General features: G+C 71.5%; 23 protein-coding genes. 13 read left to right on the plus strand and 10 right to left on the minus strand.

Annotated features, from left to right (window positions below):
* Positions 1-182: 182 nt before the first annotated feature.
* Positions 183-602 carry a Fur family transcriptional regulator gene (locus tag ACFVHO_RS29355; protein WP_385720961.1) on the minus strand — a complete coding sequence of 140 codons (420 nt, stop codon included), beginning with the start codon at positions 600-602 and terminating at the stop codon, positions 183-185.
* Between the two features lie 144 nt (positions 603-746).
* Between ACFVHO_RS29355 and ACFVHO_RS29360 the strand changes: the two genes are divergently transcribed.
* Positions 747-2,198, plus strand: a complete 1,452-nt coding sequence (locus ACFVHO_RS29360; RefSeq protein WP_385720964.1) for a catalase — start codon at positions 747-749, stop codon at positions 2,196-2,198.
* Positions 2,199-2,263: 65 nt separating this feature from the next.
* Here the strand turns inward: ACFVHO_RS29360 and ACFVHO_RS29365 are convergent, their stop codons facing one another.
* Entirely contained in the window at positions 2,264-2,662 is a 399-nt protein-coding gene (locus tag ACFVHO_RS29365; RefSeq protein ID WP_385720967.1) for a cyclic nucleotide-binding/CBS domain-containing protein, read from the minus strand.
* Between the two features lie 290 nt (positions 2,663-2,952).
* Positions 2,953-3,753 (minus strand): histidinol-phosphatase, encoded by an 801-nt coding sequence (gene hisN, locus ACFVHO_RS29370; RefSeq protein ID WP_385720970.1) that lies wholly within the window; start codon positions 3,751-3,753, stop codon positions 2,953-2,955.
* A gap of 147 nt (positions 3,754-3,900) precedes the next feature.
* Between hisN and ACFVHO_RS29375 the strand changes: the two genes are divergently transcribed.
* Complete coding sequence (locus ACFVHO_RS29375; protein WP_385720973.1) at positions 3,901-4,506, plus strand: TetR/AcrR family transcriptional regulator; 606 nt, start codon at positions 3,901-3,903, stop codon at positions 4,504-4,506.
* A 10-nt stretch (positions 4,507-4,516) separates the two neighbouring features.
* On the opposite strand, the gene ACFVHO_RS29380 is transcribed toward ACFVHO_RS29375, so the two are convergent.
* From ACFVHO_RS29380 to ACFVHO_RS29395, 4 genes are all read right to left on the minus strand, one after another.
* Positions 4,517-4,840, minus strand: a complete 324-nt coding sequence (locus tag ACFVHO_RS29380; RefSeq protein WP_030359842.1) for a multidrug efflux SMR transporter — start codon at positions 4,838-4,840, stop codon at positions 4,517-4,519.
* A gap of 157 nt (positions 4,841-4,997) precedes the next feature.
* Positions 4,998-6,008 (minus strand): ribosome small subunit-dependent GTPase A, encoded by a 1,011-nt coding sequence (rsgA, locus tag ACFVHO_RS29385; protein ID WP_385720975.1) that lies wholly within the window; start codon positions 6,006-6,008, stop codon positions 4,998-5,000.
* Positions 6,009-6,023: 15 nt separating this feature from the next.
* A complete protein-coding gene (aroA, locus tag ACFVHO_RS29390; RefSeq protein WP_385720978.1) occupies positions 6,024-7,349 on the minus strand; it encodes a 3-phosphoshikimate 1-carboxyvinyltransferase in 1,326 nt (441 codons plus the stop codon).
* A gap of 160 nt (positions 7,350-7,509) precedes the next feature.
* Positions 7,510-8,232 carry a M50 family metallopeptidase gene (locus tag ACFVHO_RS29395; protein WP_385720981.1) on the minus strand — a complete coding sequence of 241 codons (723 nt, stop codon included), beginning with the start codon at positions 8,230-8,232 and terminating at the stop codon, positions 7,510-7,512.
* 49 nt (positions 8,233-8,281) lie between these two features.
* Here ACFVHO_RS29395 and ACFVHO_RS29400 point away from each other — a divergent pair, with 49 nt between their 5' ends.
* The 10 genes from ACFVHO_RS29400 to ACFVHO_RS29445 all read left to right on the plus strand — a co-directional run bounded on the left by ACFVHO_RS29400 (position 8,282) and on the right by ACFVHO_RS29445 (position 18,674).
* Positions 8,282-9,097, plus strand: coding sequence for an SOS response-associated peptidase (locus tag ACFVHO_RS29400; protein ID WP_385720984.1), 816 nt, complete (start codon positions 8,282-8,284; stop codon positions 9,095-9,097).
* A 1-nt stretch (position 9,098) separates the two neighbouring features.
* On the plus strand, positions 9,099-9,785 hold the full coding sequence (locus ACFVHO_RS29405) for an alpha/beta family hydrolase (protein ID WP_385720987.1): 687 nt from the start codon (positions 9,099-9,101) through the stop codon (positions 9,783-9,785).
* A gap of 221 nt (positions 9,786-10,006) precedes the next feature.
* A complete protein-coding gene (locus tag ACFVHO_RS29410) occupies positions 10,007-10,681 on the plus strand; it encodes a sigma-70 family RNA polymerase sigma factor (protein ID WP_385720990.1) in 675 nt (224 codons plus the stop codon).
* The gene (gene rsrA / locus ACFVHO_RS29415) at positions 10,678-11,004 is read left to right on the plus strand and encodes a mycothiol system anti-sigma-R factor (RefSeq protein ID WP_385720993.1); all 327 of its coding nucleotides are present in this window, start codon (positions 10,678-10,680) and stop codon (positions 11,002-11,004) included. Before ACFVHO_RS29410 ends, rsrA begins: the two co-directional genes overlap by 4 nt.
* Positions 11,005-11,180: 176 nt before the next feature.
* A complete protein-coding gene (locus tag ACFVHO_RS29420) occupies positions 11,181-12,530 on the plus strand; it encodes an HD-GYP domain-containing protein (protein WP_385720996.1) in 1,350 nt (449 codons plus the stop codon).
* Positions 12,527-13,867, plus strand: a complete 1,341-nt coding sequence (locus ACFVHO_RS29425) for an HD-GYP domain-containing protein (protein ID WP_385721000.1) — start codon at positions 12,527-12,529, stop codon at positions 13,865-13,867. The genes ACFVHO_RS29420 and ACFVHO_RS29425 overlap by 4 nt, the downstream gene beginning before the upstream one ends.
* A gap of 164 nt (positions 13,868-14,031) precedes the next feature.
* Complete coding sequence (locus ACFVHO_RS29430) at positions 14,032-15,012, plus strand: tetratricopeptide repeat protein (RefSeq protein ID WP_385721180.1); 981 nt, start codon at positions 14,032-14,034, stop codon at positions 15,010-15,012.
* A 92-nt stretch (positions 15,013-15,104) separates the two neighbouring features.
* Positions 15,105-15,755: a peptide deformylase gene (def, locus tag ACFVHO_RS29435; RefSeq protein ID WP_385721003.1), complete on the plus strand. Its 651-nt coding sequence runs from the start codon at positions 15,105-15,107 to the stop codon at positions 15,753-15,755.
* Positions 15,756-16,182: 427 nt separating this feature from the next.
* Positions 16,183-17,298, plus strand: a complete 1,116-nt coding sequence (locus ACFVHO_RS29440) for a multidrug MFS transporter (protein ID WP_385721006.1) — start codon at positions 16,183-16,185, stop codon at positions 17,296-17,298.
* Positions 17,295-18,674, plus strand: coding sequence for a cytochrome P450 (locus tag ACFVHO_RS29445; RefSeq protein WP_385721009.1), 1,380 nt, complete (start codon positions 17,295-17,297; stop codon positions 18,672-18,674). Before ACFVHO_RS29440 ends, ACFVHO_RS29445 begins: the two co-directional genes overlap by 4 nt.
* A gap of 31 nt (positions 18,675-18,705) precedes the next feature.
* Here the strand turns inward: ACFVHO_RS29445 and ACFVHO_RS29450 are convergent, their stop codons facing one another.
* A complete protein-coding gene (locus tag ACFVHO_RS29450; RefSeq protein ID WP_385721011.1) occupies positions 18,706-19,677 on the minus strand; it encodes a helix-turn-helix domain-containing protein in 972 nt (323 codons plus the stop codon).
* 93 nt (positions 19,678-19,770) lie between these two features.
* Here ACFVHO_RS29450 and ACFVHO_RS29455 point away from each other — a divergent pair, with 93 nt between their 5' ends.
* Complete coding sequence (locus ACFVHO_RS29455; protein WP_385721014.1) at positions 19,771-20,064, plus strand: hypothetical protein; 294 nt, start codon at positions 19,771-19,773, stop codon at positions 20,062-20,064.
* On the opposite strand, the gene ACFVHO_RS29460 is transcribed toward ACFVHO_RS29455, so the two are convergent.
* The gene (locus ACFVHO_RS29460) at positions 19,977-21,017 is read right to left on the minus strand and encodes a ribonucleotide-diphosphate reductase subunit beta (RefSeq protein ID WP_385721017.1); all 1,041 of its coding nucleotides are present in this window, start codon (positions 21,015-21,017) and stop codon (positions 19,977-19,979) included. The genes ACFVHO_RS29455 and ACFVHO_RS29460 overlap by 88 nt on opposite strands.
* Positions 21,017-23,449: a ribonucleoside-diphosphate reductase subunit alpha gene (locus tag ACFVHO_RS29465; RefSeq protein ID WP_385721019.1), complete on the minus strand. Its 2,433-nt coding sequence runs from the start codon at positions 23,447-23,449 to the stop codon at positions 21,017-21,019. The genes ACFVHO_RS29460 and ACFVHO_RS29465 overlap by 1 nt, the downstream gene beginning before the upstream one ends.
* Positions 23,450-23,577 lie beyond the last annotated feature (128 nt).

Consider the following 23,577-nt stretch of genomic DNA (forward strand, 5'->3'; position numbering starts at 1 on the left):
CGCTGGGCTCATAACCCAGAGGTCGCAGGTTCAAATCCTGTCCCCGCTACTGAAAGACCGAGGGCCGGATCCATTGAGGATCCGGCCCTCGGTCGTATGCGCGCGCCAGTCGTGTACGCGCGCCGCACGGCGAAGGCCCGGCACCCACAGGTGCCGGGCCTTCGTGCGAGAAGGAGCGGGCGCTACGCCGTCGCCACGCAGTTCGGGCACACGCCTCGGTACGTGACCTCCACGTCCGAGATCGTGAAGCCGAAGCGCTCCGAGTCGGGGAGCGCCGAGAGCGGGTTCCCGATCGGGTGCACATCGCGGATGGCGCCGCAGCGGGCGCACACCAGGTGCTGGTGGGGGCGGTGCGCGTTCGGGTCGTACCGCTTGGCTCTGCGGTCCGTCGAGACCTCGAGGACCTCACCGAGCGAGACCAGCTCGCCCAGGGTGTTGTAGACGGTCGCCCGGGAGATCTCCGGCAGCTTGTCGACGGCGCGGGCGTGGACCTCGTCCGCCGTCAGGTGCACGTGCTCTCCGTCGAGGACCTCGGCCACGACACGCCGCTGCGCGGTCATCCGCCAGCCGCGTCCGCGCAGTCGTTCCAACAGGTCACTCATACAGCCAGCCTAACAGGCAAGGGGACCAGGTCCCGAACGGGTGTGACTTTGGAAGCTTACTTGACTTAGACATTGTCTATCGTAGGATCGAGTTCGGCATACGCCAAGGGACAGGACTTGCACCAGATGACGCAGGAGGCGCACGTGACGCAGGGACCCCTCACGACCGAGGCAGGCGCACCGGTCGCGGACAACCAGAACAGCGAGACCGCGGGCGTCGGCGGACCGGTCCTGGTGCAGGACCAGCTGCTGCTCGAGAAGCTGGCGCACTTCAACCGCGAGCGCATCCCGGAGCGCGTCGTGCACGCCCGGGGCGCGGGCGCCTACGGCACCTTCACGGTGACCGCCGACGTCACGAAGTACACGCGCGCCGCGTTCCTCTCCGAGGTCGGCAAGGAGACGGAGACCTTCCTCCGCTTCTCCACGGTGGCCGGCAACCTGGGCGCGGCCGACGCGGTGCGCGACCCGCGTGGCTTCTCGCTGAAGTTCTACACGGAGGAGGGGAACTACGACCTCGTCGGCAACAACACCCCGATCTTCTTCATCAGGGACGCCATCAAGTTCCCGGACTTCATCCACACGCAGAAGCGCGACCCGTACACGGGCTCGCAGGAGGCCGACAACGTCTGGGACTTCTGGGGCCTGAGCCCGGAGTCCACCCACCAGGTGACCTGGCTCTTCGGCGACCGCGGCATCCCGGCGTCGTACCGGCACATGGACGGCTTCGGCTCGCACACGTTCCAGTGGAACAACGAGGCGGGCGAGGTCTTCTGGGTCAAGTACCACTTCAAGACGGACCAGGGGATCAAGAACCTGACCGCCGCGGACGCCGAGGTCCTCGCGGGCAAGGACCCGGACTCCCACCAGCGCGACCTGCGTGAGTCCATCGAGCGCGGCGAGTTCCCGTCCTGGACCGTGCAGGTGCAGATCATGCCGGCGGCCGACGCGGCGAACTACCGCTTCAACCCCTTCGACCTCACCAAGGTCTGGCCGCACGAGGACTACCCGCCGATCGAGATCGGCAAGCTGGAGCTCAACCGCAACCCGGAGAACGTCTTCGCGGAGGTCGAGCAGGCCATCTTCAGCCCCGCCCACTTCGTGCCGGGCATCGGCCCGTCCCCGGACAAGATGCTCCAGGGCCGCCTGTTCGCGTACGGCGACGCCCACCGGTACCGCGTCGGCATCAACGCCGACCACCTGCCGGTGAACCGCCCGCACGCCACCGAGGCGCGCACGAACAGCCGGGACGGCTTCCTGTACGACGGCCGCCACAAGGGCGCGAAGAACTACGAGCCGAACAGCTTCGGCGGCCCCTTCCAGACGGACCGCGCGCTGTGGGCGTCCACGCCCGTCAGCGGCGGCACCGGCAACCACGAGACCCCGAGCCACGCCGAGGACGACGACTTCGTGCAGGCGGGCAACCTATACCGGCTGATGTCGGAGGACGAGAAGGCGCGGCTGATCGAGAACCTCGCGGGCAACATCGCGGGCGTCTCCCGTGACGACATCGCCGAGCGAGCCATCGACAACTTCCGTCAGGCGGACAGTGACTTCGGCAAGCGCCTGGAGGCCGCGGTCCAGGCCCTCCGCGGCTGACCGCAGGCGTTCCTGCCGTAGGCGACGGGCCGGATCCCCGCGGGGGTCCGGCCCGTCGGGCGTGCTCAGGCCAGGGTCGCGGCTTGACGGCGTATCGGTGCCCAGCAGCGGATGATGTCGCGTACGGAGACGATGCCCGCGGGCTCGTCGCCGTCGAGCACGATGAGGTGCCGGAACCCGCCGTGCGACATCGCGTCGGCGGCGTCCTCCAAGGTCCAGGTCGGCGCGGCGAAGACGACGTCGGTCGTCGTGTGCGTGCCCGCGGTCTCGGTGTCCGGGTCCTGGCCGAGGCCGAGGGAGATCAGGACGTCGCGCTCGGTCAGGATGCCGAGGCCGTAGGTGTCGGGGTCGAGGACGACGGCCGCGCCGACGCGGCGGGCCGACATCAGCCGGGCGGCCTGCCGGAGGGTGTGGGCGGGGCCGATGGTGAGGACCATCGTGCTCATGGCGTCGCGGACGAGCATGGGCTGGAGCCACCTCCTTGGTGAACCCGTGGTCCACGCGATGCCGAAGGATTGCCTCCGTTTCACGACGGAGGGGGTCTCCCCGTCATCGACTTGGAGAACGGGTTCACAAGTTCACAAGTGGGAGAACTCTCAGAGTCGCAGGCGTGCGGAGCGGCAACAAGAGGGCGTGCGGGGTCAGTTCGCCGGACGCCACGAGCGCCGGTTCACGTCGGCTCCCCGCACGCCGACGGCGGCGGTCCGCGTCGGCGGCGCCGGGGTCGGCGGTGCCGGATTCAGCGGTGCCGGACTCAGTAGCGCTGGTTGAGGTAGCCGAGCAGCTCGTCGTGGAGCAGGCCGTTCGACGCCGCGGCGTTGCCGCTGTGCGGGCCGGGGGTGCCGTCGAGGCCGGTGAAGCTGCCGCCCGCCTCCGTCACGACGATCGCGTTCGCCGCCATGTCCCAGAGCGAGAGCTCCGGCTCCGCGCACAGGTCGACCGAGCCCTCGGCGACCATCATGTACGGCCAGAAGTCCCCGTAGCCGCGGGTGCGCCAGCAGGCCCGGGTGAGGTCGAGGAAGCCGTCGAGGCGCCCCTGGTCCTCCCAGCCGCTCAGCGAGGAGTACGCGAGCGAGGCGTCCTGGAGCCGCGAGACCTCGGAGACGCGCAGCCGCGTCGCGGACGTCAGGCTGCGGCCCGTGTACGCGCCGCCGCCCTTCGCCGCCCACCAGCGGCGGCCGAGCGCGGGTGCCGAGACGACGCCGACGACCGGCTGATAGCCCCCCTCGCCCGCTTCCATGAGGGAGATGAGCGTGGCCCAGACGGGTACGCCGCGTACGTAGTTCTTGGTGCCGTCGATCGGGTCGATGACCCAGCGGCGCGGGCCGGTGCCCTCGATGCCGTACTCCTCGCCGAGGATCGCGTCGCGCGGCCGTGCCCGCTGGAGCTGGCCGCGGATCAGCTCCTCGGCGGCCTTGTCGGCCTCGCTGACCGGCGTCATGTCCGGCTTGGTCTCGACCTTGAGGTCGAGGGCCTTGAACCGGTCCATGGTCGCGGCGTCGGCGGCGTCCGCGAGGACGTGGGCGAGGCGCAGATCATCGTGGTAGTCGGGCATGGGTGAACAGTATCGATCTCGATTCGGACGGGCCACAGCGCGTATCGGGCGGTGCCCGCAGGAACCCTTGACAGTGCCCGTGGGCGCGTCAACTCTGACGAGCAGGACCGCAAGGGCCGTCCAGGCCCGGGGCAGCGGGAGGCGACGATGCCTGCAGCGCGGGAGTCATTGCTGGACGCGGCCTACACCGCGCTGGCCCGCAGGCCGTGGGCCGGGGTGCGGATGGTCGACGTGGCAGCCGTCGCCGGGGTGTCCCGGCAGACCCTCTACAACGAGTTCGGCAGCAAGGACGGTCTCGCCCGGGCACTGCTCCGGCGCGAGACCGACACGTATCTGCGAGGCGTCGAACGGGCGCTCGCGCAGGCCCGCGACCCCGTGGACCGGCTTGCGGCGGTGAGCGCGTGGACGATCGGGGCGGCGCGCGACAACGTTCTGGTGCGGGCGGTGCTCACCGGCTTCTGGGGCGAGCGGCTCCCGATGCCGAGCCGGGCGGTCGTGTCCAGCTCCCCGGTCCCCGCCCAGCGCCGCGCCGACGCGGGCGTGCCCACCCCCGCCGAACTCCTGGCCCAGGTCAGGGACCGCGCGATGGCCGCCCTCACCGAGCGGGGCCGCCCCTCGGAGACGGAGGAGCTGGCGCGGGCGTGCGAGAGCGCGGTGCGGGTGGCGCTTTCGTACGTGGTGGCGCCCGCGGGGCGGGAGGAGGACCCGGCGCGGCTCGTGCGGAGGGTGATCGCGGGGGTGGCGGGCCGCTAGCCGGCCGGTGTCAGTGCGCCGAGCCCGAGAGCTGGAGGCCGATGACGCCGACGATCACCAGCGAGATGGAGACGATCTTCAGCGTGGAGACCAGGTCGCCGAGGAAGATCATGCCGTAGATCGCCGTGCCCGCCGCCCCGATGCCGGTCCAGACCGCGTACGCCGGGCCCACGTCCAGCTTCTTCAGGGCCAGCGTGAGCAGCCCGAAGCTGCCGAGCGCGAAGGCCGCGAACGCGATGGTGGGCCAGAGCCGGGTGAAGCCGTGCGACAGCTTCAGGCAGACCGCGAAGCCCGTCTCGAGGATCCCGGCGACAATGACCAGCAGCCACGCCATGGTTGTGCCTCCCACGTCCGTACGTTCCGTGACCGCTTCACCAAAGCTTGATTCAATCTTGGTGCGATTATGCACTTACCGGAGCGACGGGGGCGTAAACAACGCGGAGATCAGGGCGAGATGACGGAGCGTCGGACGGCCGGGCCCGCCGGACGGCTCAGTCGCCCTCGTGCCGCTCCCGCGTCGCGAGCAGGCGGCGCAGCGAGTACAGCCGCGCCGGATCCGCGTGCCCCGCGGCCACCCACTCGTCGAGCGCGCAGTCCGGTTCGTCGTGGCTGCACGCGCGCGGGCAGTTCTCCGTGCCGGGCTCCAGGTCGGGGAAGGCGTGGATGACGCGCGACGGGTCGACGTGGTGCAGGCCGAAGGAGCGCACGCCCGGGGTGTCGACGACCCAGCCCGCGTCGTCGGGCAGCGGCAGCGCGAGGGCGGAGGTGGTGGTGTGCCGGCCGCGCCCGGTCACCGCGTTCACATGGCCGGTGGTGCGCCGCCGCTCCGGCGGGACGAGGGCGTTCACGAGGGTCGTCTTGCCGACGCCGGAGTGGCCGACGAACGCCGTGATCTTCCCGGCGAGTTCGGCGCGCACACGGTCGGCGGCGTCGCCGTTCTCCAGTTCGTCGCGGTTGGTGACGACGTAGGGGATGTCCAGGTCCCCGTACAGCTCCAGGAGTTTGTCCGGGGGCGCGAGGTCGGACTTGGTGAGGACGAGCAGCGGGGTGAGGCCGCCGTCGTAGGCCGCGACGAGACAGCGGTCGATCATGCGGGGGCGCGGCTCGGGGTCGGCGAGGGCGGTGACGATGGCGAGCTGGTCGGCGTTGGCGACGACCACGCGCTCGTAGGGATCGTCGTCGTCGGCGGTGCGGCGCAGCACCGAGGTGCGCCCCTCGATGCGGACGATGCGCGCGAGGGTGTCCTTCTTGCCGGACAGATCGCCCACGATGCCGACGCGGTCGCCGACGACGGCGGCCTTGCGGCCCAGCTCACGGGCCTTCATGGCGACGATGACGCGGTCCTCGACGAGGCAGGTGAGACGGCCTCGGTCGACGGTGAGGACCATGCCCTCGGCGGCGTCCTCGTGCTTGGGGCGGATGTGCGTGCGCGGGCGGTTGCCCTTGCGGTTGGGGCGGACGCGGATGTCGTCCTCGTCCGGGTTCTTGCCGTAGCGGCGCATGGTCGTGATCGCCCGTCAGTTCCCGAGCATCCCGGCCCACAGCTCGGGGAAGTCGGGCAGCGTCTTGGCGGTGGTCGCGACGTTCTCGATCTGTACGCCGGGCACGGCGAGGCCGATGATCGCGCCCGCGGTGGCCATGCGGTGGTCGTCGTACGTGTGGAAGATGCCGCCGTGCAGCTTGCGCGGGCGGATGTGCAGGCCGTCGGCGGTCTCGGTGACGTCGCCGCCCAGCTCGTTGATCTCCTTGGTGAGCGCGGCCAGGCGGTCGGTCTCGTGCAGACGCAGATGGGCGACGCCGCGCAGGGTGGAGGGGGAGTCGGCGAGGGCGGCGACGGCGGCGATGCCCGGGGTGAGCTCGCCGACCTCGCTGAGGTCGACGTCGATGCCGTGCACCGAGCCGGAGCCGGTGAAGGTGAGGCCCTGCTCGGTCAGCTCGCAGGAACCGCCCATCTCGGTGAAGATCCGGCGCAGCGCGTCACCGGGCTGCGTGGTGCGGGCGGGCCAGTCGGGGACGGTGACGCGACCGCCGGTGACCAGGGCCGCGGCCAGGAACGGCTGGGCGTTGGACAGGTCCGGCTCGACGGTCAGGTCGCGGCCGAGCAGGGCTCCGGGCGTGACCCGCCAGACGTTGGGCTCGCCGCCCGCCTCGGGGGTGTCGACCTGGGCGCCGCACGCGCGCAGCATGTCGACGGTCATCCGGATGTGCGGCATGGAGGGCAGGGCGCTGCCGACGTGCCGCACCTCCACGCCCTGGTTGAAGCGCGGGCCCGAGAGCAGCAGCGCGCTCACGAACTGGGACGACGAGGAGGCGTCGATCTCGACCTGGCCGCCCTCCAGGGCGCCGCCGCCGTGCACCGTCAGGGGCAGCGCGCCGGGGTTGCCGTTGGCGGTGTCGTCGATGCGGGCGCCGAGGGCGCGCAGCGCGTCGATCACGCCGTGCAGGGGGCGCTCGTACGAACGGGGGTCGCCGTCGAAGCGGATCGGGCCGTCGGCGAGGGCGGCGACCGGCGGCAGGAAGCGCATGACCGTGCCCGCGTTGCCGACGTCGACCGTGGCCGGGCCGCGCAGGCCGGAGGGGATCACACGCCAGGCCTCACCGGAGCCGTCGGGGCCCACGCCTTCCTCGATGCCCACGCCCATGGCGCGCAGCGCGGCCGCCATCAGGAGGGTGTCGCGGGAGCGCAGCGGGCGGCGCAGCCAGCCCGGCTCGGCGGCGAGCGCGGCGAGGACGAGGCCACGGTTGGTGACCGACTTCGAGCCCGGCACGTGGACCGTCGCGGCGACGGCTCCGCTCGCGTGCGGGGCGGGCCAGAGGGCGGTGTGTGTCGGGTTCACGGTCATGCTCACACTTTAGTGGCTGGCGCCGACCGCAGATCTTGATCAAAAGCGGCGAAACCCAGGCGAAACAGAGAACGGGTAGGGAGCGCCCGGGCACCATGGGGTCGCCAGGCCCCGGCGCCCGGATGCCGCGGCACGGCCGGCCCGTCCGGCCCGCCCGACGTCACGCCGTGAGCAGCCAGCGCGCGCCCCCTATCAACGAGCACAGCGAGACGGCGTGGAACAGGAACAGCCACATTCCGGCCGGGACGTGCGTGAGCCGCGACAGCTGGTCCGCGTCGGAGTCGCCCGCGCCCCCGTGCCTGCGCTTGGCCTGCAGCTCGAAGGCGGGACGCACGCCGCCGAGCAGCAGGAACCACACCACCGTGTACGCGAAGGCCGCCTGCACGTCCGTGTCCGCGAGCCAGGAGACGCCCAGGAACACCCCGCCGGAGACGATCACGGTGAGCGCGCCGTAGGCGTTGCGGATCATCACCAGCATGGCGACGAGCAGGGCCGTGGCGACCCACAGCAGCGCCGTGATGCGGCCCTCGCCGAGCAGCGCGGCGCCCGCGAGGCCGAGCAGCGGCGGCGCGGTGTAGCCCGCGGCGGCGGTGAGGATCATGCCGAGGCCGGTGGGCTTGCCGCGGCTGACGGTCAGGCCGCTGGTGTCGGAGTGCAGCCGGATGCCGTCCAGGCGGCGGCCGGTGAGCAGGGCGACAAGGCCGTGGCCGCCCTCGTGGGCGATGGTGACGGCGTTGCGGGAGACCCGCCAGACGGCGTGCGGCAGGACGGCGGCGAGGGCGGCGGCCGCGGTGACGAACACGAGCCACTGCTCGGGGGCCGCCTGGGTGCCGGTGAGGCGGTCCCAGAGGTCGCCCAGGCTGGCGGAAGCGGAGGTGTGCATTGCTCGGTTGGCTCCCTGTCGTAGGCCGCGGCGTGGCAGTGTTGCACGTATGTGCGGACGGTATGCATCGAGTCGTGGACCAGAGGATCTCGCAGGAATCTTCGAGATCGAGAAGTGGGAGCCGGAAGAGGCCCTGGAGCCCGACTACAACGTCGCTCCCACCAAGGAGGTCTACGCCGTCCTCGACCGTCCTCTTAAGGACGCCGAGGACCGCCGTCCGGTTCGTCAGCTGCGCAAGCTGAAGTGGGGACTCGTACCGTCCTGGGCGAAGACGCCCGAGGGCGGCGCGCGGATGATCAACGCCCGCGCGGAGACGGTGCACGAGAAGCCGTCGTACCGGCGGGCCTTCAGCACGCGCCGGTGCGTGCTGCCCGCGGACGGCTATTACGAGTGGGTGACCGGCCAGGCCGAGCGGGACCTGGAGGTCGAGGGGAAGAAGAAGCGGCCGCGCAAGCAGCCGTACTTCGTCACCCCGGCCGACGGGTCGGTGTTCGCGATGGCCGGGCTCTACGAATTCTGGCGGGACAAGACGCTGCCGGACGAGCACCCGCTCGCCTGGTGGGTGACCTGCTCCGTGATCACCACGGAGGCGGAGACCACGCCGCTCGGCGTCGCCCCGGAGGAGGGCCCCAAGGCGCTCGCCGACATCCACCCGCGCATGCCCCTGATGCTGACCCCCGACCGCTGGGACGCCTGGCTCGACCCCGCCCGCACGGACGTGGACGACCTGCGCCCCCTCCTGGAGCCGCCCCCGCAGGGCCTCATGCGGGCGTATCCGGTGTCGACGGCGGTGAGCAGTGTGAAGAACAACGGGCCGGAGCTGCTGACGGAGCTGGAGGGTCCGGAAGAGGGCACACTCTTCTGACGTGACCAAGAGCGAGTCGGCCGGTACGGCCAGAAGCGGGGCCGGTACGGCCAGGACCGAGACCGTCGAGACCGACGCCGGAACGGCCAGGATCACCTGGCACCCGGCGAAGAAGAAGGCGCGGCTCGTCCTCGCCGTCAGCCACGGCGCGGGCGGCGGCATCGAGGCACGGGACCTCCAGGCCCTCGCCGCCGCCCTGCCCGCACACGGCGTGACCGTGGCCCTGGTGGAGCAGCCCTGGCGGGTGGCGGGCAAGAAGGTGGCGCCCGCGCCCAAGACCCTGGACGTCGGCTGGCGGGGGCTGTGGCCCGCGCTCACGAAGCCCGGCCTCCCGGTGATCGCGGGCGGCCGCAGCGCCGGGGCCCGCGTGGCCTGCCGCACGGCCGCCGAGCTGGGCGCCGCCGCCGTGCTCGCGCTCAGCTTCCCGCTGCACCCGCCGGGCAGGCCGGAGAAGTCCCGCGCGGACGAACTCCTCGGCGCCGGGGTGGCGACCCTCGTCGTCCAGGGCGGCAACGACCCCTTCGGCAAACCGGCGGAGTTCCCCGCCGGCGACGCGTACGAACTCGTCGCGATCCCCTTCGCCGATCACTCCTTCGCCGTGCCCAAAAGGGCGGACATCGGACAGGACGAGGCAGTGAAACGCATCACGGACGCCGTCGTCCGGTGGGCGGGAATGTTGGGTGCGTGACGGCTGTTGTCGCCAGCAGACCCCCACAGCCGTTCGTACGAGAGGGAGCCCACCGCATGGGATCGACCATCTGCCCGAACCGCTCCACCACGTCTGACCTGGAGTGGACGGTGCTGAGCGCGCCCAAGGCCGCGCCTATTCGGGCGGCGCGCGGAGGGGGTCGTCGTCTATCCTCCGATTCGAGTGGGGCCGCTTTCGGACCCGCCACGTCGTTGGAGGAGGTGGGTCCGGTCACTGGGACCGACGCAGGGACCGAGAACGGCCACGCCGAGCAGTCCGGGCAGCCCGAGGAGACGGCCGCGGAGCGCACGGCCCGCTTCGAGCGGGACGCGCTGATGTTCCTCGACCAGATGTACTCCGCGGCGCTGCGCATGACGCGCAACCCGGCGGACGCGGAGGACCTGGTGCAGGAGACCTACGCGAAGGCGTACGCGTCGTTCCACCAGTTCCGCGAGGGCACCAACCTCAAGGCGTGGCTGTACCGCATCCTCACGAACACGTTCATCAACTCGTACCGCAAGAAGCAGCGCGAGCCCCAGCGCAGCGCCGCCGAGGAGATCGAGGACTGGCAGCTCGCGCGTGCCGAGTCGCACATGTCCACCGGTCTGCGCTCGGCCGAGTCGCAGGCGCTCGACCACCTGCCGGACTCCGACGTGAAGAACGCGCTGCAGGCGATTCCGGAGGAATTCCGCATCGCCGTCTATCTCGCGGACGTAGAGGGCTTTGCGTACAAGGAGATCGCCGACATCATGGGTACACCCATCGGTACGGTGATGTCCCGTCTTCACCGCGGCCGCCGCCAACTCCGCGGCATGCTGGAGGACTACGCGCGTGACCGCGGCCTGGTCCCGGCCGGTGCCGGGGAGTCGAACGAAGCGAAAGGCTCGGGCTCATGAGCTGCGGAGAGCCGCACGAGACTGACTGCAGTGAGGTCCTGGACCATCTCTATGAGTTCCTGGACCACGAGATGCCGGACAGTGACTGCACCAAGTTCGAGACGCACTTCGAGGAGTGCTCTCCGTGCCTGGAGAAGTACGGCCTCGAGCAGGCGGTCAAGAAGCTGGTGAAGCGCTGCTGCGGCCAGGACGACGTGCCCGCCGACCTGCGGGCCAAGGTCATGGGCCGGATCGACCTGATCCGCTCGGGCCAGGCGGTGCCCGACCAGGATCTGACGGCGGCGCCCGTGGACGGCGCGGCCGCCCGGGTCACCGAGGCCTGATCTGGCCCCCCGGGCCCTGACCCGGGCGGCGGATTTCGGCCGCCGGTCGTTCGTTTCTCTTCTTTCTCACGCGCTTTCTCACTCGAAGGTGCTAATTCGCGGCTGCGAGCCGTGGCATGCCCGAACCCCGTTCTAGTCTCCGGATCTCCGGATCTGGATCGGGGGAGGAGGCGGCCATGCGCTCGGTTCCGGCACGGGCCCGCGGATACGTCCTGTGCGTCGCCCTCGGCGGCGCGGCCTGCGTCGCGCCCGCCCTTGCCCCCGACACCCGGTGGACCGTCGTCGCGCTGCTCGCCGCCCTGTACGCTGGGGGCGAGCGCGCCGTCAGACACGAGGTCGCCGCCCGCACGTTCTTCCCCGTCCTGCTCGCCGGGGTCTTCCTGCTGCCGCCCGCGGCCGCCGCCCTCGTCGCCGTACCGGGAGCCCTGTGCGCCCGCGTCGAGCGGCAGCCGCGGTGGCTGCGCCGGGCCTGGCGCGCGGCGCAGCTCGCCCTGGCCGCCTGGGCCGCCGGACAGACGTACGCCGTGCTCGACGGCCCCCCGGCGGCCTCGGCGCCCCACTTCCCGTACGTCCTGCTGCCCGCCGCGGCCGCCGTGCTGGCCTTCGCCGGGGCCCTCGCCGCGCTCGACGGCGGGATCCTCGTGACGGCGGAGCGGGTGCCCGCGCGGACCGCCTGGCACGGACTGCTGCCCCGCTCGCTCGCGCCCGTCGCCGTGCACGGGCTCGCCGGGCTGATGATGGCCGTCCTGTGGCAGAGCCCCTACGGCCCGCCCGCCGCCCTCCTCGTGCTGCTTCCGATGGGCGTCTCGTGCTGGGTGTTCGCCCAGTACCACCGCGAACGCGCCGCCCACCAGGCCACCATCCGCGCGCTCGTGCAGGCCGTCGACCTCAAGGACCGCTACACCCGCGGCCACAGCGAGCGCGTCGGCCGCGCCGCCGTGCTGATCGCCCGTGAACTCGGCATGGCCGACGAGCGCGTGGAGGTCCTCCGCTTCGCCGGGATCCTGCACGACGTCGGCAAACTCGGCGTCCCCACCCGGCTGTTGCGCAAGGAGGGGCCGCTGACCCCGCAGGAGCGCCGGGTCATCGAGCTGCACCCCGAGTACGGGCACGAGATGGTCCGGGGCATCGGCTTCCTCGGCGACGCGCGGGCGGCGATCCTGCACCACCACGAACGCATCGACGGCAGCGGCTACCCCTACGGCCTGACCGGCACCCAGATCCCCGAGTCCGCCCGCGTGGTCGCCGTCGCCGACGCCTTCGACGCCATGACCTCCTCCCGCTCCTACCGCCGCGCCCGCCCCGTCCCCGCCGCCGTCGCCGAGCTGGAACGCTGCGCCGGAGCCCAGTTCGACGCGGCGATGGTCCGGGCCCTCGTGCGGGCCCTGGACCGCCACGGGTGGGACTCGGAGGTGACGGCCGGGGGCGGGGCCGAGCCGGACGACCTCGCGGCCGCCCCCGACCCCGCCCCCGAGGCCGGTGCCGCCCCGCGCCTCCCCGAAGCGTTCCGCCCCCTCCGCCGGTGACCCCGCGCAGCGGGGCGCGGCTGCCCGCCGTCGTGACGGGCGTGGTCCGCGGCGCCGCCGGGCTCCTCGCCGCCGGGGCGCTCGGGGCGACCCTCTGGGGCGGGGCCGAGGAGCCGGGGGTCGCGCTGGCCTTCGGGGTGCTCATAGCCGTGGGGGAGCTGGCGCGGTGGGGGAGCGGTGCGGAGCGGGAGCCCGCACCGCTCGGGTCCGCGGGCGCCCTCGCCTACGCCCTGCTCGGGGAGTGCGGCGGGCGGCCGACGCACCACGGGGTCCTGCAGGTCGTCGCCGTCGTCGTCGCGGCGGGCCTGGTCGCGGCCGTGCCGCACGTGGCGGTCGGCCGCGGCCCGTCCCTCGACCACATCGCCCGCCGGGTCCTCGCCGTGGCCTTCGCCGCGCTGTGCTTCCAACCCCTCTACAACTCGGGGCAGTTGGAGGCCGTCGCCGGACACGGACCCGGGTACGCCGCCGTCATCGTGACGCTCCTCGCGCTCACCGCGCTGTGCGACGCCGTGCTCGCCGCCGCCATGGCGCACGCCCGGTCGGGGTGGCCGTTCGGGCCGCTGCTGCGGGACGAGCTGCGGGGCATGGCCGGGATCGGGTCCGCCGTGTGCGCGACGGGGGCCGTGATGGCGCTCGCGGTCGCCGTGGCCGGGCTGTGGGCGCTGCCCGTCTTCAGCCTGCCGCTGCTCCTGACCCAGCTGGCCTTCCGCCGGTACGCGGCCGTCCGGACCACCTACCGGCAGACCATCGCCTCCCTCGCCCGCGCCACCGAGATCGCCGGGTACACCCCGCCCGGCCACGCCCGCCGCGTCGCCGACCTCAGCCGCGCCACCGGCCGCGAACTCGGCCTCACCGGCCCCGACCTCGGCGTCCTTGAGCACGCCGCCCTGATGCACGACATCGGCCAGCTCTCCCTCGTCGACCCCGTCCCCGCGGGCGCCACCGCCGCCCTGCCCGAGGCCGAGCAGCGCCGGATAGCCCTGCTCGGCGGCGCCGTCGTACGCCAGACAGGTGTCCGCTCCGACGTCGCCGTGGTCGTGGAGCGCCAGGCCGATCCGTACCGCGACCAGCCGCTCACGGCGCGCATCGTGCGGGTCGCGAACGCATACGACGAGATGGCTCGGGAACACGGGCCGCAGGGGCCACTCAGCGCCCTGGAGAGGCTGCGCCTCGCCACCGGCAGGGACTACCAGCCGGAGGTCGTGGAGGCCCTGGCCCGGGTGCTCGCACGGGGCCGGGGGCGGCCGGGGGAGCGGCGGCAGGTCCCCGGGCCGCCGGAGCCGCCCCAGGAGGGCTCCGACGGGCTCCGTGAGGGGCCCGTGGGGGAGCGCGGGTGACGGCGCGGTGGTGTGTGCCACGTGCCGTCTGACCCCGTGCCCAGCTGGGTAACCCATGGGTAATGAGCGGTCGTCCGACGGTCCGTGGTTGGATGCGAAGGAAGCGCGTGAGCGCGACAGCACGGCAGCGGGGAAACCCCGACAAGAGCTGGCAGGCGGGAATCGTGAGGATCTTCGGCAAGGGACGGCACCGGCCCTCCGCCTCCTGGCGGCAGGCCACCGACCGGGCGTTCACGCTCATCGGCGACGGCCGCTACGAGGACGCGGGCGCGCTCCTGACACGTGCCGCCGATCTCGAACCCTGGCTGTCCGAGTCCTGGTTCAACCTCGCGCTCCTGCACAAGTTCCGGCACGACTGGGAGCAGGCGCGGGCCGCGGGCCTCAGGGCCGTGGCGCTGCTCGACCGCTCCGCAGGGGCCCCCGACTGGTGGAACGTGGGCATCGCGGCGACCGCGCTCCAGGACTGGCCGCTCGCGCGCCGCGCCTGGCAGGCGTACGGCCTGAAGGTGCCCGGCGGTGTCGCCGCCACGGGTGAACCCACGGGCATGGAGCTGGGCAGCGCGGCCGTGCGGCTCTCGCCGGAGGGCGAGGCGGAGGTCGTGTGGGGCCGCAGGCTGGACCCGGCGCGGATAGAGGTGCTCTCCATCCCGCTGCCGTCCTCCGGGCGCCGCTGGGGCGAGGTCGTCCTGCACGACGGGGTGCCGCACGGCGAGCGGACCACGGCCGCCGGGCACGCGTACCCCGTCTTCGACGAGATCGAGCTGTGGGCGCCCTCGCCGGTGCCCACCTGGGTGGTGCTCCTCGAGGCCGCCACCGAGGAGGACAGGGACGCCCTGGAGCGGCTCGCCGCCGACGCCGGGTTCGCCGCCGAGGACTGGTCGTCGTCCGTGCGGCTGCTGTGCCGGATGTGCTCGGAGTCGCGGATGCCGAGCGACGAGGGGGACGGGGAGCACCTGGACCCCCACGACCACAGCGAGCCCGGGCACCCGGGGCCGCTCGGGCACCGCAGCCCGGGGGCGCTGTGGGTGCCGGAGCGCGAGTGCGGGCTCGCCGCGCCGGCCGGGCTCGTGCGGGGGCTGCTCGACGGGTGGGTGGCCGACAGCCCGGACTCGCGCGACTGGCGGGACCTCGAGGAGGTCTGCTAGCCCCTGGGCAGAGCCTGTCCGGCACGTGCCGACGCCGTACCCTGTACGGGCACCACAGGCAGCGGTTCCCAGGAAGAAGGCATACGGCGGACATGGCGCAGGACACTGAGCAGAGTTTCACGGGTGGAGTGCTCCCGGTGGACGACGAGGGCTTCGTCATCGACACCGAGGACGCCGAGGAGCGCGAGACGGCCTACCGCGAGCGCGGCACCTCCCGGCCGATCACGGTCGTCGGCAACCCGGTCCTGCACAAGGAGTGCAAGGACGTCACCGCCTTCGACGACGAGCTCGCGAAGCTGGTCGACGACATGTTCGCCAGCCAGCGCACCGCGCAGGGCGTGGGCCTGGCCGCCAACCAGATCGGCGTGGACCTGAAGGTCTTCGTCTACGACTGCATGGACGACGACGGCGTCCGGCACGTCGGCGTCGTGTGCAACCCCGTGCTCCAGGAGCTGCCCGCCGATCAGCGCAGCCTGGACGACTCGGGCGAGGGCTGCCTGTCCGTGCCCACCGCCTACGCGCCGCTGGCCCGCCCGGACTACGCCGTCGTGACGGGCCAGGACGAGAAGGGCAACCCCATCCAGGTGCGCGGCACCGGCTACTTCGCGCGCTGCCTGCAGCACGAGACGGACCACCTGTACGGGTATCTGTACATCGACCGTCTTTCCAAGCGGGAGCGCAAGGAAGCGCTGCGGCAGATGGAGGAAGGCACACCGCGCTACCCCGTGGTGCCGAATGACTGAACTGCGCCCCGGTTGAGGCGCACGTTAAGCACGTGACAGCAGCGGCCCCTGGTCGGGAACACCCCACTGACCAGGGGCCGTTGGTGTACCCGTGCAGAACCGGACAGGACTAGCCCGCGATCGGACGCCGGTGATCCATATTCAGTCACGTAAGGGGATGTTCTCGGCACACCGGGGTAGTGAATGGCGCAAATCTGTTCCCTGAACGGTCAGTTGTGGTGCTGAATGGAAAGCGCGGGGATACGCAACGGCGCGCGCCCGGCACGGCGGGAGGGGCGTGTGTCATCAGGCGGTCGAGAGGGGTTTGTTCGTGCCTGCTTCCTCACGCAGCACTTCACGGTCGGACCGGACGGCACGGGTACCGACAAGGCTTCCGGCATATGCGGCGGAACGCGTACCGCGGCAACGCCGCAAGCCGACCGGGCCGATGCGTCCGGGCGTTCGAACGCGGGCGGTATCGGTACCGCCCCCACTGGCCCTTCCGGTGGTGGAGTCGGAGTTTCCCCGTCATCTGCATCCGTATTGGCCAAAGCTTCAGGAGAACTCGCGGGCTTGGCTCCTGGAAAAGGGGCTCATGCCCCCCGACAAGGTTGCGGCATATGCCGACAGCCTTTGCTACACCGACCTGGTAGCTGGGTACTACATCGGTGCCCCGGACGAACTGCTCGCCGCCATCGCGGACTTGAGCTCCTGGTTCTTCGGCTGGGACGACCGGCACGACCGCGACGCGGTGCACGGCAGGACGACGCAGTGGCGGCGGCTGTGCCAGGGACTGCACGCGACGCTGGAGCACCCACGGCAGCAACTGGCCCATCCGGACCCACTGGTCGCGGGCTTCGCGGACTGCGTCCTGCGGCTCTACTCGCACCTCGGGCCACGCTGGAACGCGCGGTTCGCCCGGCACTTCCACCCGGTGATCGACGCGTACGACCACGAGTTCGGCAACCGGCGCACCGGGACCGTCCCGGCCGTCGAGGCGTATGTGGAGCTGCGGCGCCTCACCTTCGCGCACTGGGTGTGGATCGATCTGCTCGAACCCACCGCACGATGCGAATTGCCGGACGCCGTCCGTAAGCACCCGGCATATCGCGCGGCGGCGCTCGCGACCCAGGATTTCTCCGCCTGGTACAACGACCTCTGCTCGCTTCCCAAGGAATTGGCGGGCGACGAGGTGCACAACCTCGGGATATCCCTCATGCAGCACGAGGGACTCTCGCTCCAGGAAGCGGTGGCGGAAGTGCACCGGCGCGTGAGCGAATGCGTCGAGGATTTCCTGGCGGTGGAGCCGGAACTCCTTTTGCTGGCCGATGAGATGTCGGCCGAAGGCGCGCACGGAAGGCGCATCGGAGCCGCGCTCCAGTCCTGTGTCTTCAACATGCGGAACTGGTTCAGTTCCGTGTACTGGTTCCACCATGAATCCGGCAGGTATCGCGTCGACAGTTGGGACGACAGGGCCCTTCCTCCGTATGTGTCCGACGCCGGAATTCCCGAGTTCGTGAGCACCGACCTGGCAGAAACCGATCCCTCTGGTGGTGAAGAATGACCGTCGAATCCACGGCATCAGCGATACCCGCGACCACGGCCACCGCGCAGCTCCGCACCCCACCGGTGGTGCAGGGCGGAGCACCGGTTCTCGGCCACGCCTGGAACCTGGTGCGCGACCCACTCGGCTTCCTCGCCGCCCTGCGTGACCATGGGGATCTCGTCCGGATCAGGCTGGGGCCGAAGACCGCGTACGCGGTGAACGATCCCGAACTGGTCGGGCGGATGCTGAAGAGCCCGGAGTACATCGTCGGCGGGCCCCTCTGGGACACCCTGGAGGTCCTGCTCGGCAAGGGCGTTGCCACCAGCAACGGCCAGGTGCACCGCCGCCAGCGCCGCATGATGCAGCCCGCGTTCCGGCCCGAGCGCATCGTCGACTACGCACGTGTGATGGCCGAGGAGGCACAGGCGACGGCGGCCCGCTGGGACCACGGCGGCACGGTGGACGTGAGCGCGGAGATGTTCCGCACCGCCGTGCGCATCGTGTCCCGCTCGCTCCTGGAGGTCGACTCGATCGGTGAGAAGGCGGACCGCATCAGCGACTCGCTGCACACCGTCTTCGAAGGTCTCTACCGCCGCATGGTGCTCTCCGTCGGCCCGCTCTACCGCGTGCCGACCCCCGCCAACCGGCGCTTCGAGCGTGCGCTCGCCGATCTGCACGCGCTCGTCGACGAGATCATCGCCGAACGCCGCGCCCTCGGCACCGGCCAGGAACAGGACCTACTGGCCGAATTGCTCGGAGCACGCGACGAATCCGGGGAGCCGCTCGCCGATCAGGAGATCCACGACCATGTGGTCTCGCTGGTGGTCGCGGGTGCGGAGAATGTCGCGTCCACGCTGGCGTGGACGTTCCATCTGCTCACCGAACACCCGGAGCAGGAAAGGCGGTTGGTTGAAGAAGTAAATTCCGTGACGTCGGGACGTCCGGTGGCCTTCGCCGATCTCAAGGAGCTGCCGCACACCCGCAATGTCGTCACGGAAGCGATGCGTATACGTCCGGCCGCGTGGATTTTCACGCGCCGCTCGGTGGCCGAGACCGCTCTCGGCGGCTATCGGATTCCGGCCGACGCCGACATCGTCTACAGCGTGTACGCGATGCAGCGCGATCCGCGTTCGTTCGAGCGGCATCTGGAGTTCGACCCGGACCGCTGGAATCCGGAACGCGCCGCGAGCGTGCCGGAGTTCGCGATGATGCCGTTCAGCGTCGGCAACCGTAAGTGCCCCGGGGATCACTTCAGCCTGGCGGAGCTGACCCTGATCCTGGCCACCGTCCTGCCGAAGTGGCGGCTCAGCCCGGTCGGGGCGACCGACACGGCCACCAAGGTGGGCATCACACTGCACCCGAAGAAGCTGGTCCTGCGCGCCGAACGGCGCTGACCCGGGGCCCGCGGCCGACTCGCCCCCGTCGTCAGGCGGCCGAGTCGGCCTCGGGCCCGCGGAACGTACGGCGGTAGGCGTTGGGTGTCGTGCCGAGCGCGCGGACGAACTGATGGCGCAGCGCGGCCGCGTTCCCGAAGCCGGCGCGGCCCGCGATCGCGTCCACCGTCTCGTCCGTCGCCTCCAGCAACTCCTGGGCGTGAAGCAGGCGTTGCCGCAGCAACCAGCGGTAGGGCGTCGTGCCCGTCTCCTGCTGGAAGCGACGCGCGAACGTACGCGGCGACATATGGGCGCGGGCGGCGAGCTGGTCGACGGTCAGCTCCCGGTCGAGGTGGCGCTCCATCCACGCGAGCACCTCGCCGACGGTGTCGCAGCGGGTGCGGGGCAGCGGCCGCTCGATGTACTGGGCCTGGCCGCCGTCGCGGTGCGGCGGGACGATCATCCGGCGCGCGATGGCGTTGGCGACCTCCATGCCGTTCTCCCTGCGGACGAGGTGCAGGCAGGCGTCGATGCCCGCGGCGGTGCCCGCGGAGGTGATGACCGGGTCCGCGTCGACGTACAGCACGTCCGGTTCGACGATCGCGCGCGGATGGCGCCGCTTGAGCTCCTCGGCGTGCCGCCAGTGCACGGCGCACCGCCGCCCGTCGAGCAGTCCGGCGGCGCCGAGCACGAAGACGCCCGTGCAGACGCTCAGCACCCGGGTGCCCCGGTCGGCGGCGCGGCGCAGCGCTTCGAGCAGGTCGGGCGGGAACTGTCTGGTCACGTAGGAGTCGCCGGCCGGGATGGTGATGAGGTCGGCCTCTTCGAGGCGGTCCAGGCCGTGCGCGGTGGTGATCGAGTACCCGGCGTGGGTGGAGAGCACGGGGCCCTCGGCGGAGGCGACCGCGAAGTCGTACACCGGCAGCCCCTCGTCGCTGCGGTCGAGGCCGAACACCTCGCACACGACGCCGAGCTCGAAGGGATGCACACCGTCGAGCACGACGGCGGCCACGTTGTTCAGCATCCTGCCAGTGTGCCGTAGGGCTGGCAGGAAATCGAGGTTGTGCGACAGTCCTGCCACTGCCGACGGAGGACGGCCGGCGCGAGAGTGGATGTCATGAACGCACACGACGCACTCAACACGCTGGCCGTCCTCGGAGTCTTCCTGCTCATGGCGCTGCCCTCGCTGATCGGCCACGCGCACGACCGGCGGATCGACCGCCAGCTGCGCGAGGCCGAGCGAGGGCAGCAACAGCTCTCAAGCCGGAGCCCGGCCCAGGACCCGGTGCGGAGCCCGACCCGGGGTCCGGTTCAGGACCTGACTCAGAACTCGTCGTCGAAGGAGACCGAACCCTCCACGGCGACCTGGTACGCCGACGGGCGCCGCTCGAAGAAGTTGGTCAGTTCCTGAACGCCCTGCAGCTCCATGAACGAGAACGGGTTCTCGGAGCCGTAGACCGGCGCGAAGCCGAGGCGCTGGAGGCGCTGGTCGGCGACGCACTGCAGGTACTCGCGCATCGACTCGGTGTTCATGCCGGGCAGGCCGTCACCGCACAGGTCGCGCGCGAACTGCAGCTCGGCGTCGACCGCCTCCTTCAGCATGTCCGTGACCTGCTGCTGCAGCTGGTCGTCGAACAGCTCCGGCTCCTCCTTGCGGACGGTGTCCACGACCTCGAAGGCGAAGCTCATGTGCATCGTCTCGTCGCGGAACACCCAGTTGGTGCCGGTCGCGAGGCCGTGCAGCAGACCGCGGCTGCGCAGCCAGTAGACGTACGCGAAGGCACCGTAGAAGAACAGGCCCTCGATGCACGCCGCGAAGCAGATCAGGTTCAGCACGAACCGGCGCCGGTCGGCCTGGGACTCCAGGCGGTCCAGCTTCTCCACCGAGTCCATCCACTTGAAGCAGAACTCGGCCTTCTCCCGGATGGACGGGATGTTCTCCACGGCCGCGAAGGCGGCGGCGCGGTCGTCCGGGTCGGGGAGATAGGTGTCGAGCAGCGTCAGATAGAACTGGACGTGCACGGCCTCCTCGAACAGCTGCCGGCTCAGGTAGAGCCGCGCCTCGGGGGAGTTGATGTGCTTGTACAGCGTGAGCACGAGGTTGTTCGCCACGATCGAGTCGCCGGTCGCGAAGAACGCGACCAGACGGCCGATCAGGTGCTGCTCCTCGGGCGTGAGCTTGGCCAGGTCGGCCACGTCCGAGTGGAGGTCGACCTCCTCGACGGTCCAGGTGTTCTTGATCGCGTCGCGGTAGCGCTCGTAGAAGTCCGGGTAGCGCATGGGGCGGAGCGTCAGCTCGAAGCCCGGGTCGAGCAGGTTCTTCTCACCAGTCGTCGTGGTGGTGTGGTTCGCGGACTGGGACATTACTGGCAGGCCTCGCAGGACTCGGGGTTTTCCAGGGAGCAGGCGATCGCCTCGGGGTCGGTCACCTGCTGGGGGACGGGGGCAGCGGCGGCGGCCTGGCCGGACGCCGCGCGGGCGATGCGCGTCGCCGGGCGCGAGCGCAGGTAGTACGTGGTCTTCAGACCGCGCTGCCAGGCGTAGGCGTACATCGAGGAGAGCTTGCCGATGGTGGGCGTCTCCAGGAACAGGTTCAGGGACTGCGCCTGGTCCAGGAACGGCGTGCGGTCGGCGGCCATGTCGATGAGGCCGCGCTGGGGGATCTCCCAGGCCGTGCGGTACAGGTCGCGGACGTCCTGGGGAACCCAGGTGAAGCCCTGCACCGAGCCGTTGGACTCGCGCAGCGCCTCCCGGGTCTGCGCGTCCCACACGCCGAGCCGCTTCAGCTCCTGCACCAGGTAGGAGTTGACCTGGAGGAACTCACCGGACAGGGTCTCGCGCTTGAAGAGGTTGGAGACCTGCGGCTCGATGCACTCGTACACGCCCGCGATGGACGCGATGGTGGCGGTCGGCGCGATGGCGAGAAGGAGCGAGTTGCGCATGCCCGTCTCGCCGATACGTTCCCGCAGCGCCGCCCACCGGTCGGGCCAGGTCAGCTCGACGTCGTAGTGGTCGGGGTGCAGGACGCCGCGCGCGGTGCGGGTCTTCTCCCAGGCGGGGAGCGGGCCGTTCCTCTCGGCGAGGTCGGCGGACGCCTCGTACGAAGCGAGCATGATGCGCTCGGCGATCCGGGTGGAGAGGGCGCGCGCCTCGGGCGAGTCGAACGGCAGCTTCAGCTGGAAGAAGACGTCCTGGAGGCCCATCGCGCCCAGGCCCACGGGCCGCCACTTGGCGTTGGAGCGCCCGGCCTGCTCGGTCGGGTAGAAGTTGATGTCCACGACGCGGTCGAGGAAGGTGACGGCCGTGCGCACGGTGGCGTCGAGCCGCTCCCAGTCGATGTCGCCGCTCGCCGTGTCGACGAACGCGCCCAGGTTCACCGAACCCAGGTTGCACACGGCCGTCTCACCGTCGTCCGTGACCTCCAGGATCTCCGTGCAGAGGTTGGAGGAGTGGACGGTGTGGCCCGGCTCGGCGGTCTGGTTGGCGGTGCGGTTGGCGGTGTCCTTGAAGGTCATCCAGCCGTTGCCGGTCTGCGCGAGGGTGCGCATCATGCGGCCGTACAGCTCACGGGCGGGGATGGTCTTCTGCGCGAGACCGGCCGCCTCCGCCTTCTTGTACGCGGCGTCGAACTCCTCGCCCCACAGGTCGACGAGCTCGGGCACGTCGGCGGGGGAGAACAGCGACCACGCCTGGTCGGCGGCCACGCGGCGCATGAACTCGTCGGGGATCCAGTGCGCCAGGTTCAGGTTGTGGGTGCGCCGGGCGTCCTCGCCGGTGTTGTCCCGCAGCTCCAGGAACTCCTCGATGTCGGAGTGCCAGGTCTCCAGGTAGACCGCGGCGGCGCCCTTGCGGCGGCCGCCCTGGTTCACGGCGGCGACGGAGGCGTCGAGCGTCTTCAGGAACGGCACGATGCCGTTGGAGTGCCCGTTGGTGCCGCGGATCAGGGAGCCGCGCGAGCGGATGCGGGAGTACGAGAGCCCGATGCCGCCGGCGTGCTTGGAGAGCCGCGCGACCTGGTGGTAGCGGTCGTAGATGGAGTCCAGCTCGTCGAGCGGCGAGTCGAGGAGGTAGCAGGACGACATCTGCGGGTGCCGGGTGCCGGAGTTGAAGAGCGTCGGCGAGGACGGCAGGTAGTCCAGACGGCTCATCAGGCGGTAGAGCGCGGCGACCTCGTCCAGGGCGCGCTCGGAGGCGTCCTCGGCGAGACCGGCGGCCACGCGCAGCATGAAGTGCTGCGGGGTCTCGACGACCTTGCGGGTGATCGGGTGCCGGAGCAGGTAGCGGCTGTGCAGGGTGCGCAGGCCGAAGTAGCCGAAGCGGCGGTCGGCGCCGTCGGCGAGCGCGGCGTCCACGAGGCCGTCGAGGGCTTCCGCGTGCAGGGTGGTGAACTCGGCGGTGCGGTCCGCGATCAGGCCCTCGCGGTGGCCGACGGCGACGGACTGGGAGAACGACGTGACGCCCTGCGAGGCGGCTTCCTCGCGGATACCGATGGTCAGGAGCCGGGCCGCGAGCTGGGAGTACGCGGGGTCCTCGGAGATGAGCCCGGCGGCCGCCTCGGTCGCCAGCTCCCGCAGCTCCACCTCGTCGGCCTTGGCCGAGCGGCCGCGCAGCGCGGCGGCGGCGACCCGGCCGGGGTCGGCGTCGGGGAGGTCGGCGGTGAGGTCGGTCAGGACGCGCAGCAGGGCGGTCCCCGGTCCGTCGGTGGTCTGCGCGGCCTGCTCGGCCTCGGCCTGCTTGCCGGCCTGCGCCGACTTCTGGGCCTGCGCTGACGCGGGTTCGGCGGGCGCGATGGTCACGTGGTGCTCTCCCTCGCTCGGCTCTGGGCCTTCGAGGGGGCGGGACGGCACGGACGCGCCCGCGCAGGGGCGACTCCGCGTCCACCAACCCATTCCGCGAGGCCCGGACGTCTCTGGCACCGGGACCG

Origin of the sequence: Streptomyces sp. NPDC127108, assembly GCF_042677545.1 — a bacterium.
In the GTDB taxonomy this organism is placed as follows: domain Bacteria; phylum Actinomycetota; class Actinomycetes; order Streptomycetales; family Streptomycetaceae; genus Streptomyces.